Below are 16,690 nucleotides of genomic sequence, written 5' to 3' on the forward strand. Positions count from 1 at the left end.
CGGGGTCCGGGTTCCCGCGGAGGTGTGCACGTTCCGGCTCGGGCCGGGTGCCCGCGACGAGGTCGGCCGGGCCTACCGCGACGAGGTCCGCCGGGCCACCCGCGACGACGTCGGCCGGGCCAACCGCGACGGGCCCGGTACGGCTTCCCGCCTCAGTGCCGCGTCCCACCTTCGAGTGAACGAGCGATACGCGCCGGGCGCACCGTCGTAGGACGTCCCGCTCGCGCTGCACGCTGGGGGCCGACTGCGCCCCGCCGCCGGGGCCGTCGCGTCCCGTACGGTGCCGGGCCCGACCGCCCGTCCGGCCCTCCCCGAGGTGGTGCGTCCCATGGTCCGTTCGCTTCTGCTCGTTCCCCTGCTCGCCGTCGCCGGGGGAGGGGTCTGGTTGGCCCGCGGTGCGCTGGTGCGGTGGCGGGACCTACGGGTCGCCGAGACGTACGAACTGAGCGGGGACCAGTGGCCGATGCTGGTGCGGGCGGCCGGCGCGATGGTCTGCGGGATCTGCGTCACCGTGCTGACGCTGCTGACGGCGGTGGGCGCGTTCGGGAACCTCGAGGGCGGGGCCACCGGGCGGACCGGTTCGGCCGCCGACCGGTTCGACGGGACCGGGGCCGGCAACGGGTTCGGCGGCGGGGCCGACGGCCCGGGCGCCGGCCGGCCGGCCGCTCCGCCGGTCGAGGCCGTCGACGCCGCGGCCGCCGCCACCTCGGCGAGTACGCCGACGCCCTCCCCGCTGCCGGTGGTCAGCCGGTTCGACAGCGTCGGCCACCCGGGCGGCGGCGAACTGCTCCAGTCGGCCGTGCCCGGCCCCGACGGCCACCCGCGCAACGTCCGGGTCTGGCTGCCCGCCCAGTACGCGAAGGACCCGAACGCCCGCTTCCCGGTCGTCGTGATGCACGCCGCCACCCCCCGGAAGACCGCGGACACCGAAGTCCCGGACGTCTTCGAGGGCCTCGCCTCCGCCGTGCAGAGCGCCAGGTCCAAGCCGTTCATCCTGGTCGCCCCCGAGGCGCCGAACGGCACCGCGCACCCCTGCGAGCTGGTCGCCGCCGCCCCGATGGCGGTCGCCGACGACGCGGCGCTGCGCACCACCGTCGCGGCCACCTTCCGCACCCTGCCGCCCGGCCCGGCCGGCTGGGGCACGCTCGGCGTCGACGACGGCGCGCCCTGCGCGGCCGCGGCAGGACTGGCCCGCCCCGACCTGTACGGCGCGGCGGCCGCCGTCTCCGGCCGGTACGACCCGGCCGCGCTCGCCCGGACCGGCGCTGAGGCGCCCGCGGCCGGGACCCCGAGGCTGCTGCTCGCCGCCGGGAAGGCGGACACCGCCGGGCTGGACGCCGCCCGCAAGCTGCAGTCGGCGCTCCACGGCGGCACCGGCGCCGCCGCCCGCGCCGAGGTGCGGATCTCCGACAACGCGACCGACTACTCCGCGGACCGGGTCCGGCTGCGGTTGGTGCGGCAGGCGGCCCAGTACCTCGGCGAGACGCTCGGCAAGGCGTCCTGAGCAGGCCCCGTGCGGGCACTACGCTTCCGGTACTCCCCGGTGGCGGCGCGGCCGCCGGCGGGCGTGGACGGCTGAGGGGATCCCAGATGCGGGCCGACGGGCGGCAGGACGTGTCAGCGCGGGTTCGGGCGCGCGAGCGTCGTACCGGCACCGCCGCCGCGGTGGCCCTGGTGACGGCGGCCGGTCTGCTGGCGAGCGGCTGCTCGGCCGGCGGCGCGGGGACGCCCGACACCTCCCGGTCCCCCACCGCGGCCTCTTCCGCCTCTTCTCCCTCCTCCTCCTCCGGTGCTGCCCCGGCGGGCCTCGCCGGGCCGGCCGGCGGCGCGTCGGCCGTCACGCCGTTGGAGCCGCTGCCCGCCGCCGTGCCGCCCGCCCTGGCCCCCTACTACGCGCAGCGGCTCAGCTGGACACCCTGCGACGACGGCTACGAGTGCACCACCTTCCGGGTACCGCTGGACTACGACCGCCCCGACGGCGGCGACCTCACGCTGGCCGCCGTCCGCGCCCCCGCCGTACCGGCCGGGGCCGGCGGCGCGGCCGCCCCCGGCGAACGGCTCGGCTCACTGCTGCTCAACCCGGGCGGGCCCGGCGGATCGGCCGTCGAGTACGTCGAGGGCGTGGCCCCCACCTACGACGCCGGGGTCCGCGCCCGCTACGACCTAGTCGGCCTCGACCCGCGCGGGGTCGGCCGCAGCTCGCCCGTCACCTGCCTCGACGGGGAACGGATGGACGCCTACACCGCCGCCGACATCACCCCCGACGACCAGGCCGAGATCGACGCCCTGGTGGCCGCCGCCAAGGAGTTCGCCGAGGGCTGCCGGCAGCGGTCCGGCGACCGGCTCGGACACCTGAGCACCGTCGAGGCCGCCCGCGACACGGACGTGCTGCGCGCGCTGCTCGGCGACGAACGGCTGCACTACGTCGGCAAGTCCTACGGCACCTTCCTCGGCGCCACCTACGCGGGCCTGTTCCCCGGCCGCACCGGCCGGATGGTGCTCGACGGCGCGATGGACCCCTCGCTCGACTCCCTCACCGGCAACCGCACCCAGGCGGGCGGCTTCGAGACCGCCTGGACGGCCTTCGCCCGGGACTGCGCCGCACGCGAGGACTGCCCGCTCGGCCGGACCGAGCAGCAGACCGGCGAACGGCTCGCCGCCCTGTTCGCCGCGGTCGACGCCCGCCCGCTGACGACCACCGACGGCGCCCGCCGCCTCAGCGAGGCCCAGGCGACCACCGGCGTCGTCCAGGCCATGTACGCGGACTTCCTCTGGCCCCGGCTGCGCACCGCGCTCGCCGACGCGGTGGCCGGCGACGGCACCGGCCTGCTCAAGCTCTCCGACGCCTACTACGGGCGGGAGGCGGACGGCTCGTACCCCAACCTGATGTTCGCCAACATGGCGGTGAACTGCCTCGACCTGCCCGCGCCGTTCGCCGGCCCGGACGACGCCGCCCGCGCGGTGCCGGACTTCGAGCGGACCTCGCCGAGGTTCGGCCGCGACATGGCCTGGATGGCGCTCACCTGCACCTACTGGCCGGTCCGGCCGACCGGCGCACCGCACACCGTCCGGGCCGCCGGAGCCGCCCCGATCGTGGTCGTCGGCACCACCCGGGACCCGGCCACCCCCTACGCCTGGGCGCAGGCGCTGGCCGGCCAGCTGGAGTCCGGACGGCTGCTCACCTACGACGGCGACGGCCACACCGCGTACGGCCGGCACGACGCCTGCCTCGACGGCGAGGTCAACCGCTTCCTGCTGGGCGGCGAGCCGCCGGAGAACGGCAAGACCTGCGGGCGTTGAGGGCGTGCCCGTTACGATGGGCGCCCCCTCCCCTCCTCGTCCCTCCCGGAGCCCATCGTGCTCGGAGTCAACGACCTGACGACCTACGTCCTCGGCGCCCTCGTCATCGTCCTCCTCCCCGGCCCCAACTCCCTCTACGTGCTCTCGGTCGCCGCCCGCAAGGGCGTCCGCACCGGGTACCGGGCCGCCGCCGGCGTCTTCGTCGGCGACTTCACCCTCATCAGCCTGACCTCGCTCGGCGCCGCCTCCCTGCTGAAGGCCAACCCGGCCGTCTTCGCCGTGGTGAAGTTCGGCGGCGCCGCCTACCTGCTCTGGATAGGCATCGGCATGCTGCGCGCCGCCCGCGGCCTCTGGCGCGAGCACCGGTCCCCCGACGGCGCCGCCGACGGCACCACCGAGGCCACCGGTCCCGGCGAGCGGCCGTTCCGCCGCGCCCTGGTGATCAGCCTGCTGAACCCCAAGGCCATCCTCTTCCTGCTCTCCTTCTTCACCCAGTTCGTCGACCCCTCCTACGGCAGCCCGGTGCTCTCCTTCACCCTCCTCGGCGGGATCCTGCAGACCTTCAGCGTTCTCTACCTCTCCGTGCTGATCTTCGCCGGCACCTCGCTCGCCTCCGCCTTCCGCCGCCGCAAGCGCCTCTCCGCCACCCTCACCGGCAGCGTCGCCGCCCTCTTCGCCGGCTTCGCCGCCAAGCTCGCCGTCTCCTCCGCCTGACCCTCCACCCCCGGGCCACCGCGTTACGGATCACCCGCGAACCTGTGTAGACTGGCCCGCGTTGCCGACACTTCGGCAGCGGTGCCGCCTTAGCTCAGTTGGCCAGAGCAACGCACTCGTAATGCGTAGGTCGCGGGTTCGAATCCCGCAGGCGGCTCTGTAGAAGCCCCAGGACTCACTCGCCGTGACCTGGGGCTTTTGCGTTTCCGCGTACGGTCGGTGCGGCTGCGGCGTGTGGGCGGTTGGGGGCGGAGGGCCCGGTCGGTTTTCCGGCCGGGCCCTTGCGGTGTTCGTGGTGGGGGTGGGGCGGGGGTCAGAGGAGGGGGGTGGGGACGGGGGCGGCGGCGCCGACGAGGAGGACGAGTTCGTGGCCGCCGGGGTTGGTGCGGAAGGGGACGGTGCGCCAGTTGTTGGCGAGCCAGACGTTGCCGGAGGGGTCGATGCGGATGCCGGTGTTGCGGTCGAGTCCGTCGCTGGGGTAGCCGGTGTCGGGCGGGGAGAGCGGCTGGCCGGTGCGGTAGCCGGGCGGGCAGGCGGTGAGGTCGGTGCCGCAGAGGCGGGCGACGCGGTGGCCGCCGAAGTTGGCGACCCAGACGGTGTCGTCGCCGTCGATGGCGATGCCCCAGGGGAGGAAGAGGCCGCCGTTGGTGAAGGGGGCGGGGGCGGTGGTGCCGTCGGGGTGGATCAGGGTGACCGAGGCGCCGGGGCGGGTGGCGGGGTCGTCGGTGGCGGAGGTGGCCGCGGCGGCGAGGTCGTCGGCGGTGCTGCCGGCGCAGGGGACGGGGAGGATGCCGCTGTTGCCGACCCAGGCGTTGCCGCGGCTGTCGGTCGCGACGGCGAGCGGGCGGCGCAGGCCGCCGCCGGTCACGGTTCGGCGGGGGGTGCCGTCGGGGTCGAGGAGCTGGACGCTGTCGTTGCCGTTGCCGGTGACCCAGAGGCGGTCGGTGGGGTCGACGGCGGCGCCGAAGGGCTTCTGCAGACCGGGGAGGGGGATCTCGCGGGCGCGGGAGGCGTCGCCGTCGGGGATCCGGGTGACGCCGGTGCCGCCGCAGTTGGCGGTCCAGACGGTGCCGCTGCGGTCGGCGGCCATGCCCTGGGGCTGGGCGATGCCGCCCTGCTGGAAGCCCTCGGGCGGGGAGAGCGGGGTGCCGTCGGCGGTGAAACGGGACAGGCTGCGTTCGAGCGGGGTCGGGTCGATCGGGCAGCCGTCGCCCTGGAAGCCGAAGTTGCCGGCCCAGGCGGTGCCGGCGGCGTCGACGGTGATGCCGAAGCCGGCCCCGTAGAGGCCGCCGCCGCGGTAGGGGGCGCCGGGGGCGTCCTGGCCGGTGGGGGTGATCCTGAGGAGGGCGCGGCCGCCGCAGACCGGGACGGTGGGGTCGGCGTCGTAGCGGTAGTTGTTGGTGACCCAGGCGTTGCCGTCGGCGTCGAAGGCGATGTTGCCGGGGCCGTCGATCTCGTGGCCGTTGCCGTCGTAGCGCAGGGCGACGGTCCAGGCGGCGGGGGCGGCGGACAGGGCGGGGAGGTAGCTCGGGCTGGTCCGCGCGAGGTCGAAGAGCTCGGCGGCGTTGTGGCCGGGGTCGTGGGCGATGTCGACGGCGGCGCGCAGGGTGTCGTGGGGCCGTTCGTGCCCGGGGCGGCGGGCCAGGTCGAACAGCCGGTCGCAGGAGTCGCCGGTGACGCAGGCGGCGAGCAGGTTGGCGAGGGTGTTGAACTCGGCCATGGTCGAGGTGAGGTGGCCGTTGGGCGGGGCGGCGAGGGTGGCGGCGATGTCGCCGGTGCCGGTGTCGGCGAGGTTGTGGGCGATCGCGGCGGCGTTCTGCAGGCCCGGGTGGGTGCCGGAGACGCCGGCCGGGCCGGTGAAGCGGGCCAGGGCGTAGGCGACGGCGACGGTGGTGCGCTCGTTGACGACGAGTTCCGGCGGGGCGGCGGCGCCGGTGAGCACGGCGGCGAGGGTGGCCGGGCCGTGCAGGTCGGCCAGGACGTAGAGGACGGCGCGGGGGTCCTCGGGGCGGCGGTAGTCGAGGGTGAACCGTCCGTCCTCGGTGCTGCGGGTGCGGGCCAGGACCCGGGGCTCGTCGTGCCCGCCGTCACCGGCCTGGTAGAGCGTCACCTCGGCTTCGCCGAGCGGGGTTTCTCCGCTGCGGACCACTCCGCACTGGACCGTCGGTTCCGGGCGGTCGGGGGCGGTGGCCACCGCGGGCACGGGGCCGGCGGCGAGTTGGGCGAGGAGGGCGGTGGTCAGCAGGACGCCGTGGCGTCGGCGCATGGGGGCTCCGTCGGATCGTGGGGAAGGAGTGGGAAGGAGCGGAGAAGGAGCGGGGAACGAGGTGTCCGCTTCCTGCCTGCCACATCGCGTGGCCGGCCGCGCGCGACCGGCCGGGGAAGGCGGGGGAAATTGCCCGGGACGGCGGAGGCGGGCCGGTGCGGGGCCCCCGTGGGGAGGCGGGGCCCCCGTGGGGAGGCGGGGCGCCGTGGCGCCGGCGGGGGCGTGGGAGGTGGGCGCACGAACCGGCGCGGGGGCGCATGGGCCGAGAGGTCTTGTGCGTCGATTTTCGGGGCGGTTCGGGAAGGTGGTCCGAGGGTTCGGGAACCGCTTCCGGAAGTACCGGCAGAAGCGTTTCTGTTTCGCGCTGTTTCGTGGCGCACAACTTGACATGGCCTGGCGAAATGGGGGTTGTGACGAAGTCGGCACAGGACTTCGTCGCAGGTCAGGAATGTTACCGACGGGTCGCGAAAGAAAGTACTTGACTTGCCGTCAGGGCCATTCCTAGGGTGAAACGAGTATGAGCCGGTGTGCTTCGGCACGCAGCGGTACGGGGGACGATGGACTTGAATATGGCAGTGGCTGACAATTGTAGAACCGAAGTCGGCCATTCCACTTGTTCGACTGGTGGGCAACGGCAGGGGCGGTGACGACCGCCTGACGTCGCACGGTGTCGACGGATGCCAACGACGTTCTGTTGCAGGCCAGTTGCTCGGCTGTTTCGCGCGCTGTGGGAGTGCGCCGCCGAGCCGGACCTCCTGATGCATTTCCGGACAATGGCATCCCTGATGTCCTGTCCGAAGGCATCGAATTCGCCTGTGATCGCGTTCTCGAGTTAACCGAAGATTAACCGGAACCGCCTCTCCCGAGTGTGGGGGCGTGAATACGGTCTCATCGGTCAAGAAAATTCGGCGCGATCCGCCGGTGCAGCTGATCACGCAAATGAGTATGGGGGAAGTGTGCGTCATGCCTGAAACTTCGATTGCCGTCCTCTTTCCGGGCCAGGGTGCGTTCTACGGCCGTGCCCTCGCCGACCTCCGGGACGAGTTCCCCGAGGTCGGACCGGTCCTCGCCGAGATCGGTGACGCCGCCCGTCCGCTGCTCGGCGACCGTGCGGTGGACCAGCTGTTCGCGACGCGGACGCCGGACACCGAGCAGCTGCTCCGGGAGGCCCCGGAGGCGCTCCAGCTGGCCATCTACGCGGTTTCCACCGCGACCTACGCCGTGCTGAAGGCCCGCGGTCTGCGCCCGAACGTTCTGATCGGCCACAGCCTCGGCGAGATCGCCGCGCTGGTCGCCGCGGGCGCGTTCACGCCCGCCGAGGGTGCCGAGATCGTCTGCCACCGGAGCATCGCCCTGCGCGAGGCCGGGCTGGGCGACGCCTACATGGCCGCCATCGGCACCGACGCGGGCCGGGCGCAGCGCCTCGTCGACCTGGTCGGCGACCCGCTGACCGGTATCGCGGTGGAGAACCACGCGGGTCAGACCGTGCTGTCCGGCCGGGCCGAGACGCTGGACACGATCGGCCGGCTGGCCGCCGTGCTGAAGATCGACTTCGCCCGGCTGAAGTCGCCGTACGCCTTCCACAGCCCGCTGCTCGGCCCGGCGGCGGAGAAGTTCGCCGCGCGGATCGCGGACATCCGCCAGCGTCCGCTGGAGACCACCGTCCACTCGCCGATCACCGGCCGCGCCTACGAGGACGGGGACCGGCTGACCGAGCTGCTGGCCGGTCACTTCACCGCCCGGGTGCGCTTCGGCGACACCGTCCGCGAGCTGGCGGGCACCGGTGTGTCGGTGTTCGTCGAGAGCGGTGCGCTGGACGCGCTGAGCCGGATCACCGGCCGCATCGTGGAGTCGCCGGTCACCACCGTGCCGACCCTGCTGCCGGAGGCGGGGGGCGCCGCCGTGCTGCGGCAGGCGCTCGACCGGCTGGCCTCGGTGGGTGCGGTCGCGGCGGGTGCGGGCGGCGGCTCCCCGGCGGACCAGCTGCGGGCGGCGCTGCTGTCCGACGTGCCGGCCGAGGACTTCGAGGCGTTCTGGAACGGCCGGGGCGTGGAGGTCCGGGCGTTCGCCCGCGAGGCCTACCTGACCTACCTGGGCGCGAAGGAGGAGGAGCCGAGCGTCGACGCGGCGAACGGCAGCCTCGGCGGGAGCGCGAACGGCAGCCTGAACGGCAGTCTGAACGGCAGCCTGAACGGCGGTGTCGCGGCCGGGCCGGCGGCGGCCGTGGACCGGGACACCCTGGTCCGCCAGCTCGCCGACATCTACGCCGAGGCGCTGGAGTACCCGGCCGAGGTCTTCGAGGAGGCCACCGACCTGGAGGCCGAGCTGGGCGTCGACTCGGTGAAGCAGACGGAGCTGCTGGTGCGCGTCGGCAACCGCTACGAGCTGCCGCCCCGGCCGTCCGACGTGCGTCCGGCCGCCTACAACACCCTGGGCAAGATCGCCGACCTGATCATCGCCTCGGGCGGATCGGTGTGAGCGGGGTGTCCCAGGAACTTCAGGGAAAGATCGCCCTGGTCACCGGCGGGGCGCGGAACGTCGGCAAGGTCATCGCCAAGCGTCTCGCCGCCGACGGCGCGCTCGTCGTCATCAACCACCTCCACTCGCCCGGCCCCGCCCGGGAGACCGCCGAGGAGATCGAGCGGGCCGGCGGCCAGGCGCACGTCATCCGGGCGTCGGTCGCCGTCCGGGGCCAGGTCGATCGGATGTTCGACGAGATCGAGGAGCGCTTCGGCGGCCTCGACATCCTGGTCAACAACGCCGCCAACGGTGCCCTGGTGCCGGGCGGCGAGGTCACCGACCAGCTGATCGACCGGGCCCTCAACACCAACCTCAAGGGCGGCCTCGCGTGCGCCCAGCGCGCCGCCGCGCTGATGGCGCGGCGGGGCGGGGGCAGCATCGTCAACCTCTCCACGCTGGGCGGCGGCCAGTTCGTGATGGCCAACTACCTGGCCTGCGGGCCGGCCAAGGCCGCGGTGGAGGCGATGACCCGCTACCTGGCCGTCGACTACGCCCGGGACGGGATCCGGGTCAACACGGCCGCCGCCGGCATGCTGTACAGCGAGGTCGTGGACCTCTTCCCGGACGCCGAGCGGATGCAGCGGGCGACGATCGAGGCCACCCCGATGGGCCGGCTCGGCCACCCGGAGGAACTGGCCGAGGTGGTGGCCTTCCTGGCCTCGCCGCGGTCGAGCTGGATCACCGGCCAGGTGATCCTGGCGGACGGCGGACTGTCCACCGGGCAGGCGCTGCTCTCGCCGCCGCGCGCGCTGGTGGAGCCGGTGCCGCCGACCGTCCCGGTCGGGGAGCCGGCGGACGGACGGGCGGAGGCGGTGAGCACCCCGGCGAGCGCGCCGGCGGTCGCCGCCGTCACCGCACCCGTCACGACCCCCGTCACCGCCGCCGTGCAGGCCGCGGTGACCCCGCGTCAGGCGCCCACCGTCGCGGCGGCACCGGCCCCGGCCCCGGCCCCGGCCCCCGCCCCCGCTCCGGCTGCGGCCGCCCCGGTGACCGCGCAGAAGCCGGTCGAGGAGGAGGCGTTCGACGAGGACGACGAGATCGCCATCGTCGGCATGGGCATCGTGGTGCCCGGCGCCAACGACCTCGACGAGTACTGGCACGAGCTCATGCACGGCGCCGAGCGCTTCGTCGAGATCCCCGCCGACCGGTGGGACAACGACAAGTTCCACTCGGCCGACAAGCGCGACGAGGACAAGACCTACTCCAAGCGCTCGGCCTTCATCACCGACTTCGTGCCGCACCCGCAGCTGGCCCGCGAACTGGCCGAGGCGGGGACCGACCCGAACGCGGTGGAATCCACCACGCTCTGGCTGCGCCACTCGCTGCTCCAGGCGATGGAGGGCGTCCGGCACGACCCCGAGGACCGCTGCTCCTTCCTGGTCGGCTACACCGCCGACGGCAGCCAGCACCTGGAGGAGGCGACCGTCCGGGCCGGTGTGCTCGGCCGGATCGCGCCCATCCTGGACGGCCTCGGCCTGTCCGGGGCGGACCGCGCCGCCGCGCTGGCCACCGTCGAACGACGGCTGGCCGGGCACTACCCGCGCAGCGGCCCCGAGCCGCTGCACTTCTTCCCGCACCGGGTCGGGCTCAACGCGATGCGCGACGTGCTGCCGGACTCCGCCGAGCTGCTGCTCGTGGACACCGCCTGCTCCTCCTCGCTCTACGCGGTGGACCTGGGCCTCAAGGGCCTGCTGGAGGGCCGGCACGACATCGCGGTCTGCAGCGGCTCGTTCGCCGTGGGCCCGCGCGGGTCGATCCTGTTCGCCAAGCTCAACGGCCTGTCGGTGAGCGGCGAGGTCCGCTCGCTCGACAAGGACAGCGACGGGGTGCTGTTCTCGGACGGCGCCGCGACCGTCGTGCTCAAGCGGCTCAGCCGGGCCCGCCGGGACGGCGACCGGGTGCTCGCCACCCTGCGCGCCTTCGGCTCGTCCTCGGACGGCAAGGGCAAGGCGATCTACGCGCCCAGCGCGGCCGGCCAGAAGCTGGCGATCCGCCGCGCCCTGGACCGGCCGGGCATGGACGACGTGCGGCCGGACTGGATCGTCGCGCACGCCACCGGCACCCCGGCCGGCGACCTGGCGGAGTTCACCACCCTGCGCGAGACGCTGGGCGGTCACGAGCCGGGCCGCGCCCCGGTGGTCGTCACCTCCAACAAGTCGGTGATCGGGCACACCGGTTGGGCCGCGGGCGTGGCCTCGCTGATCGAGGTCGTGCTGGGCTTCCGGCACGACGTGATCCCGCCGCAGCACCGGTTCACCGAGACCCCGGCGGACTTCGCGATCGGCGGCTCCAACCTGGTCGTGCCGACCGAGGCGGTGCCCTGGCCGCGCGGCGCCCGCCGCCGGACGGCCGCCGTCTCCGGCTTCGGCTTCGGCGGCACCAACGCCCACCTGGTCGTCCAGGAGCCGCCCGCTGCGCCGACGACGGCGCCCGGGAGCCCGGTGCCGGCGCCGACCCGGCAGACGGAGCCGCAGCGGATCGCGATCGTGGCCCGGACCGCGCACGTGCCGGGCACCGAGACCGCCGACGAACTGGCCTCCTGGCTGGGCCGGACCGGACCGGACGACGTGTCCTTCGGCGACACCTACCCGCTGCCGTCGTTCAAGCAGGTGCGGATGCCCCCCGGCATGATGCGGGGCATCGACCGCTGTCAGCTGATGATCCTCAAGTGCGCCCACCGGCTGCGCGACAGCCTGGGCGCGTTCTGGGAGGACAACAGCGAGACGACCGGTGTGGTGCTCGGCCACCTCGGGGCGACCCGCAACGCGACGCTCTACGCGCTGCGCTGCTACCTGGACGACCTGACCATCGCGCTGGAGGCCGACGACTCGCTGGCCTCGGCGCCGTGGCTGCCGCAGGCGCTGGAGCTGCTCCGGACCGAGGTGCGGCGGCTGGTCCCGCCGTCCAACGAGGACTCCTTCCCCGGCATGATGCCGAACGTGATCCCGGCCCGGGTCGCCAACTACTTCGACCTCAAGGGCCTCAACATGACGGTCGACACGGGGTTCACCTCGACCCTGAGCGCGATCGACGTCGCCATCCGCTACCTGCGGCAGGGCGAGCTGACGATGGCGCTGGTCGGCGGCATCAACGGCAACAGCACCGACGAGGTGCGCCAGCTGCTGGACGAGGCCCTCGACGGCGGCAGCGTGCTGGCCGAGGGTGCCTTCCTGTTCGCCCTGGTGACGGAGGAGACCGCCGCCGCGGCCGGGCTGGAGGTGCTCGGTTACCTGGACACCCCGCTCGCCGAGGCGGAGGCGGCCGCGGACGCGGCGGCCGGGCCGGTGCCGACCGTCGAGTGCGGCGCCGTCCGCCCCGGCCGGGAGGCCTGCTACCTGGGCGCCGAGGGCGCGATCGGCATCCTGCAGGTGCTGGCCGAGGAGCCGGCCCGGCGCGACGCGCTGGTGGTCTGCCGCGGCGAGAACGGCGCGCCCGACCTCGGCGTCCGGGTCTCGGCCCCGCTGTCGGCGGCCGTGCCGGCGCCCGAGGCCGACCTCCACGTGCCGTCCGCGTTCTACGACGAGCGGCAGTACGACGACCGGCACCCGCTGGTGGTGAGTCGGCACGTGCCCGGGCTGACCGAGACGCCCGGCGAGCCGGTCCGCGCCGAGCTGCCGTTCTGGCCCGCGGAGCCCACCGTCGTCCTGACCGACCGGCCGGAGACGGTGACGGCGGCCGGGGCACCGGCCGGCACCCTGGTGCTGTCCACCGTGCCCGGCGGCCCCGGGGTCCGGCACGTGCCGGACGCCGAGGCGCTGGCGGGGCTGCTGGACGAGGCGGACCCGCGGCGGCTGGTCCGGCACATCCGGGTGGTCACCGACCTGTCCGGCGCGGATACCGCCGGCCCGGCCGAGGCGCAGGCGCTGAGCGCCCTGCACGAGCTGGTCTTCCTGACGGTGCAGCAGCGGCACGAGGCGCTGGCCGACGAGGCCGGCGGCGCGAGCTGCGTCGGGCTGTTCCTCGGGGCGATGACCGACCGCACCCCGCACCCGTTCACGGGCATGTTCACCGGCCTGTTCAAGGTGATCCACCTGGAGTACGCGCCGCACTGCCTGACCTACGCGCTGATCACCGGGACGCGGGAGGCCGCCACCGGGGTCGCGCAGGCGGAGCGGGAGTCCGCGTTCCGGCGCGGCGTCCCCTCGGCCTTCCACGACGGCGGGCGGCGGCTGACCGTCACCCTCGCCGAGGAGCCCGGCGAGCTGCTGCCGCCGGGGGAGGCGACGCTCGGTCCGGACAGCGTCGTGGTCGCGGTCGGCGGCGGGCGGGGCATCACCGCCGAGCTGCTGGCCGAGGTCGCCCGGCACTTCCGGCCCCGGGTGTACGTGCTCGGCAGCAACCCGGTGGACTCCCACCCGGCCGAGTACCTGGAGCTGGACGACGAGGCCTTCGCCAAGGGCCGCGCCGACTACATCCGCAAGCAGCTGGCGCTGCGGACCGGCCGCAACCCCGCGCAGCTCAACCGCGCGTACGAGCGGATCGGCCAGGCCCGGGTGATCCGGGCCAACCTGCGCCGGATCGCCGAGCACAGCGGCGCGGGCGCGGTGCACTACGTGCCGTGCGACGTGACCGACCGCGAGCAGGTCATGGCCGCGATGGACCGGATCCACGCCGAGGCCGGGCGGATCGACCTGCTGGTCAACGCGGCGGGGCTGAACCGTTCGGCGCCGATCGCGACCAAGAGCCTGGCGGAGTTCCGGCAGGTCCGCGACCTGAAGGTGCTGGGCTACTTCAACCTCAAGCACGCCCTGCGGGGCCGGCTGCCGCGCGCCTGGTGCAACTTCGGTTCGCTGCTGGGGATGACCGGCCAGGTCGGCGAGGCCGACTACGCCTCGGGCAACGACTTCCTCGGGGCCGCGGCGACGTACCACCAGCAGGTGCTGGGCATCCACGAGTTCACCGTGGGCTGGACCCTGTGGGGCGAGGTCGGCCTGGGCGCCAACGAGTTGACCAAGGCGTACTTCGAGAAGAGCGGGCTGTACTCCGCGATGAGCACCGCGGAGGGCGTGCACCACTTCGTCCGCGAGCTCAACCTCGCCAAGCCGTCGCCGTACACCGTGCACCTCGGTGACGCGGAGCGGCGGGCGGTCGACCGGCTGCTGCCCGGCTTCCTCAACCCGGGGGCGCCGCGCGGCGGTTCGGACTCGGTGGCGCCGTCGGAGCCGGTGCGTCCGGAGCGGCCGGCCGCGGCGGCGGAGAAGCTGCCGTTCTACCTCGGTGAGGTGGTCGAGCGCGGCACGGACACGGTCACCTTCGAGCGGGTCTTCGACCTCGAGCGGGACGACTACCTGCGTCACCACAAGGTCGGCGACGCACCCACCCTGCCGGGGACGTTCGTCACCGAGATCGCCTTCGAGGCGGCCTCGTGGCTGGTGCCGGACCTCAAGGTGTACGCGTTCGAGGACCTGCGCTTCCACCACTTCCTCAAGGTCCGCGAGTCGGACCGGGCCGGGCTGCGGAAGCGGATCCGGGCCGAGCTGGTGGAGCGCCGGGCCGACCTCGGCCAGGCCGTGGTGGCGGTGCGGATCACCCACGACGTGGTGGCGCCCAACGGCACCGTGCTGGTCAAGGACCGGCTGCACTTCGAGGTGCGGGTGCTGCTGGCGGGCGACCTGCCGGACGCGCCGCACTGGAAGGCCTGGCACCCCGCCGCGGAGACGCCGGTGCCGGACCCGTACCACAGCCCGGGCTCCCCGGTGCTGCTGACCGACCTGTTCGTGTCGACCACCGACACCCGGCTGCACCCGGACGGCAAGCGCGCCACCTACAACCTCGAACTGCCCCTGTACCACCGGGTCTTCGGGAGCTTCGGGATCCCCGTGGTGCTGCTCGACGGGCTGGCCAGGACCGGGGTGCTGGCCCTGGTCGACGGTGACCTGGTCCCGCTCGCGGCCCCGCTGGGCATCGGCCGGATCGACGTCTACGAACACGGCGGCGACAGCCAGGTCGCGGCCCGGTACGGCCGGGTCGACCTGTACGCGGTGCTGCCCGGCGCGGAGGCCGACGGGCGGAACGCGGGCAGCGGCAACCGGTTCGTCGCCGTCCGTCCGGACGGGCGGATCCTGATCCAGATGAAGGACCTGGACTGGACGCTGATGGGCTATCTCGACCGGAGCACCGGGAAGTTCGTGACCCCCGAGGAGGTGGCCGAGGCGGCCGCCGCCCGGGCGGTCGGACCCGAGGCGGTCGAGCCCGAGGCGGTCGATCCGGGGGTGCTCGAAGCCGGGGTGGTCGAGCCCGAGGCGGTCGAGCCCGAGGAGGTCGAACCCGGAGCGGTCGCTACCGGGGTGGCCCCCGCCGAGGCCGGCGAGGTGGTGACGGCGATGGGAAAAGCTGAGGCCGGCGCGGCTGGTGGGCCGACGCCGGCGGCCACGGACCCCCAGTACGCCACAAGCAGGAAGGCGGGCACCGACGTGACCGCGAGCAAGGACAACGGCCGGGAGCCGGCCCCGGAGCCGGGCACGGCGGTGGCCACGGTCGTCGCCGCGCCCGAGCGCCGCCCGGCACGTCGCCCCGCGTCCGCCGTCGCACGGCTCGCCCGCCCCGCCCCGGGGCCGCGCGGACTGCGGACCGTCCCCGGCAACCTGCGCAAGTTCCAGCGCAACGCCCCGGCCCTGTTCACCGAACTGAGCCGCGCCTACGGGGACATGGTCCGGCTGCCGCTGGGCTACTTCACCGTCCACCTCAACTACCACCCGGACAACATCAAGTACGTCCTCCAGGACAACAACCAGAACTACATCCGCGGCAAGGGCTACGACGCTTTCAAGATCTTCATGGGGATGGGCCTGCTCACCCTCGACGGGGACGAGTGGAAGCAGCACCGCCGGGTGGTGAACCCGCTGTTCCACAAGACCGCCATCGACAACATGGCGACCACCATGACCGACTCCACCGCCCTGGTGCTCGACCGCTGGGAGCGGGCCGGGTCGGACAAGGCCGGCATCGACGTGGTGCCGGAGATGATGGACCTCACCCTGGGGGCCCTCGGCAAGGTCATGTTCGACACCGACCTCCACCCGCTCAGCGACCGGGTGGGGCCGGCGATGGTCACCTCCATCGAGGCCATGGTCTTCCGCGGCACCCTCAACCAGCTGACCCCCGAGTTCGTCCCGATCCCGTACAACCGGCGCATCCGCCAGGCGCGCAAGGTGATGTACGACGTGGTGGACGGCATCGTCGAGGCGCACCGGGACGGCCGGCACGAGGGGCTGACCGACCTGGTCAGCCTGCTCCTCCAGGCCCGGGACGAGAGCGGCGGCGAGTGGACCCGGCAGCAGGTCCGGGACGAGATCATGACGGTCTTCATGGCCGGCCACGAGACCACCGGCACCGGCCTGGCCTGGGCGCTCTACGAGCTGGCCAAGGACCCGGAGGCGCAGGAGCGGCTGCACGAGGAGGTCGAGCAGGTGCTCGGCGGGCGCACGCCCACCATCGAGGACCTGCCGAAGCTCCCGTACGCCAGGATGGTCACCGACGAGACCCTGCGGCTGCACCCGCCGATCTGGGTGTACCCGCGCGACGCCGTCGCGGAGGATGACGTCAACGGCTGGCACGTCCCGGCCGGCGGCAGCGTCTTCATGGTCCCGTACGTCACCCACCGGCACCCGGACTACTGGGTCGACCCGGAGCGCTTCGACCCGGAGCGCTTCACCGAGCAGAACCGCGCCCAGCAGCCCCGCTACGCCTACTTCCCGTTCGGCGGGGGCCAGCGCAAGTGCATCGGCAACCAGATGGCGCTGGTGCAGACCCACCTGACACTGGCCATGGTCGCCCAGCGGTTCCGGCTGCGGCTGGTCCCCGACCACCCGCTGACGCTGGGCACGCTGGTGTCCTTCCGCCCCGTGGACGGCATCCGCCTCGTCGTCGAGCCCAGGAAGCGATGACACG

The 16,690-nt window shown here is 74.0% G+C and carries 6 protein-coding genes and 1 tRNA gene; 6 read left to right on the forward strand and 1 reads right to left on the reverse strand.

All coding sequences use genetic code 11. The features are described from left to right. The first annotated feature begins 328 nt into the window (after positions 1-328). From ACIPYS_RS12170 to ACIPYS_RS12185, 4 genes are all read left to right on the forward strand, one after another. Positions 329-1,504, forward strand: coding sequence for a hypothetical protein (locus ACIPYS_RS12170; protein ID WP_093860957.1), 1,176 nt, complete (start codon positions 329-331; stop codon positions 1,502-1,504). Between the two features lie 110 nt (positions 1,505-1,614). Then, positions 1,615-3,300, forward strand: coding sequence for an alpha/beta hydrolase (locus ACIPYS_RS12175; RefSeq protein WP_400745622.1), 1,686 nt, complete (start codon positions 1,615-1,617; stop codon positions 3,298-3,300). A gap of 57 nt (positions 3,301-3,357) precedes the next feature. Continuing rightward, entirely contained in the window at positions 3,358-4,014 is a 657-nt protein-coding gene (gene leuE / locus ACIPYS_RS12180; protein WP_400745623.1) for a leucine efflux protein LeuE, read from the forward strand. 83 nt (positions 4,015-4,097) lie between these two features. Beyond that, positions 4,098-4,171: transfer RNA gene (locus ACIPYS_RS12185), tRNA-Thr, on the forward strand. A gap of 156 nt (positions 4,172-4,327) precedes the next feature. Here ACIPYS_RS12185 and ACIPYS_RS12190 read toward each other — a convergent pair. After that, entirely contained in the window at positions 4,328-6,280 is a 1,953-nt protein-coding gene (locus tag ACIPYS_RS12190) for a hypothetical protein (RefSeq protein WP_400745625.1), read from the reverse strand. A 963-nt stretch (positions 6,281-7,243) separates the two neighbouring features. On the opposite strand from ACIPYS_RS12190, the gene ACIPYS_RS12195 reads away from it, so the two are divergent. After that, entirely contained in the window at positions 7,244-8,758 is a 1,515-nt protein-coding gene (locus ACIPYS_RS12195; protein ID WP_400745627.1) for an acyltransferase domain-containing protein, read from the forward strand. A 5-nt stretch (positions 8,759-8,763) separates the two neighbouring features. Beyond that, the gene (locus tag ACIPYS_RS12200) at positions 8,764-16,686 is read left to right on the forward strand and encodes a cytochrome P450 (protein ID WP_400745628.1); all 7,923 of its coding nucleotides are present in this window, start codon (positions 8,764-8,766) and stop codon (positions 16,684-16,686) included. Positions 16,687-16,690 lie beyond the last annotated feature (4 nt).

It is taken from the genome of Kitasatospora sp. NPDC089913 (genome assembly GCF_044748625.1).
In the GTDB taxonomy this organism is placed as follows: domain Bacteria; phylum Actinomycetota; class Actinomycetes; order Streptomycetales; family Streptomycetaceae; genus Kitasatospora.

Coding starts and splice junctions, on each gene's coding strand:
- ACIPYS_RS12195 (WP_400745627.1), top strand. CDS start 7,244: ATGCCTGAAACTTCGATTGCCGTCCTCTTTCCGGGCCAGGGTGCGTTC.
- ACIPYS_RS12170 (WP_093860957.1), top strand. CDS start 329: ATGGTCCGTTCGCTTCTGCTCGTTCCCCTGCTCGCCGTCGCCGGGGGA.
- ACIPYS_RS12190 (WP_400745625.1), bottom strand. CDS start 6,280: ATGCGCCGACGCCACGGCGTCCTGCTGACCACCGCCCTCCTCGCCCAA.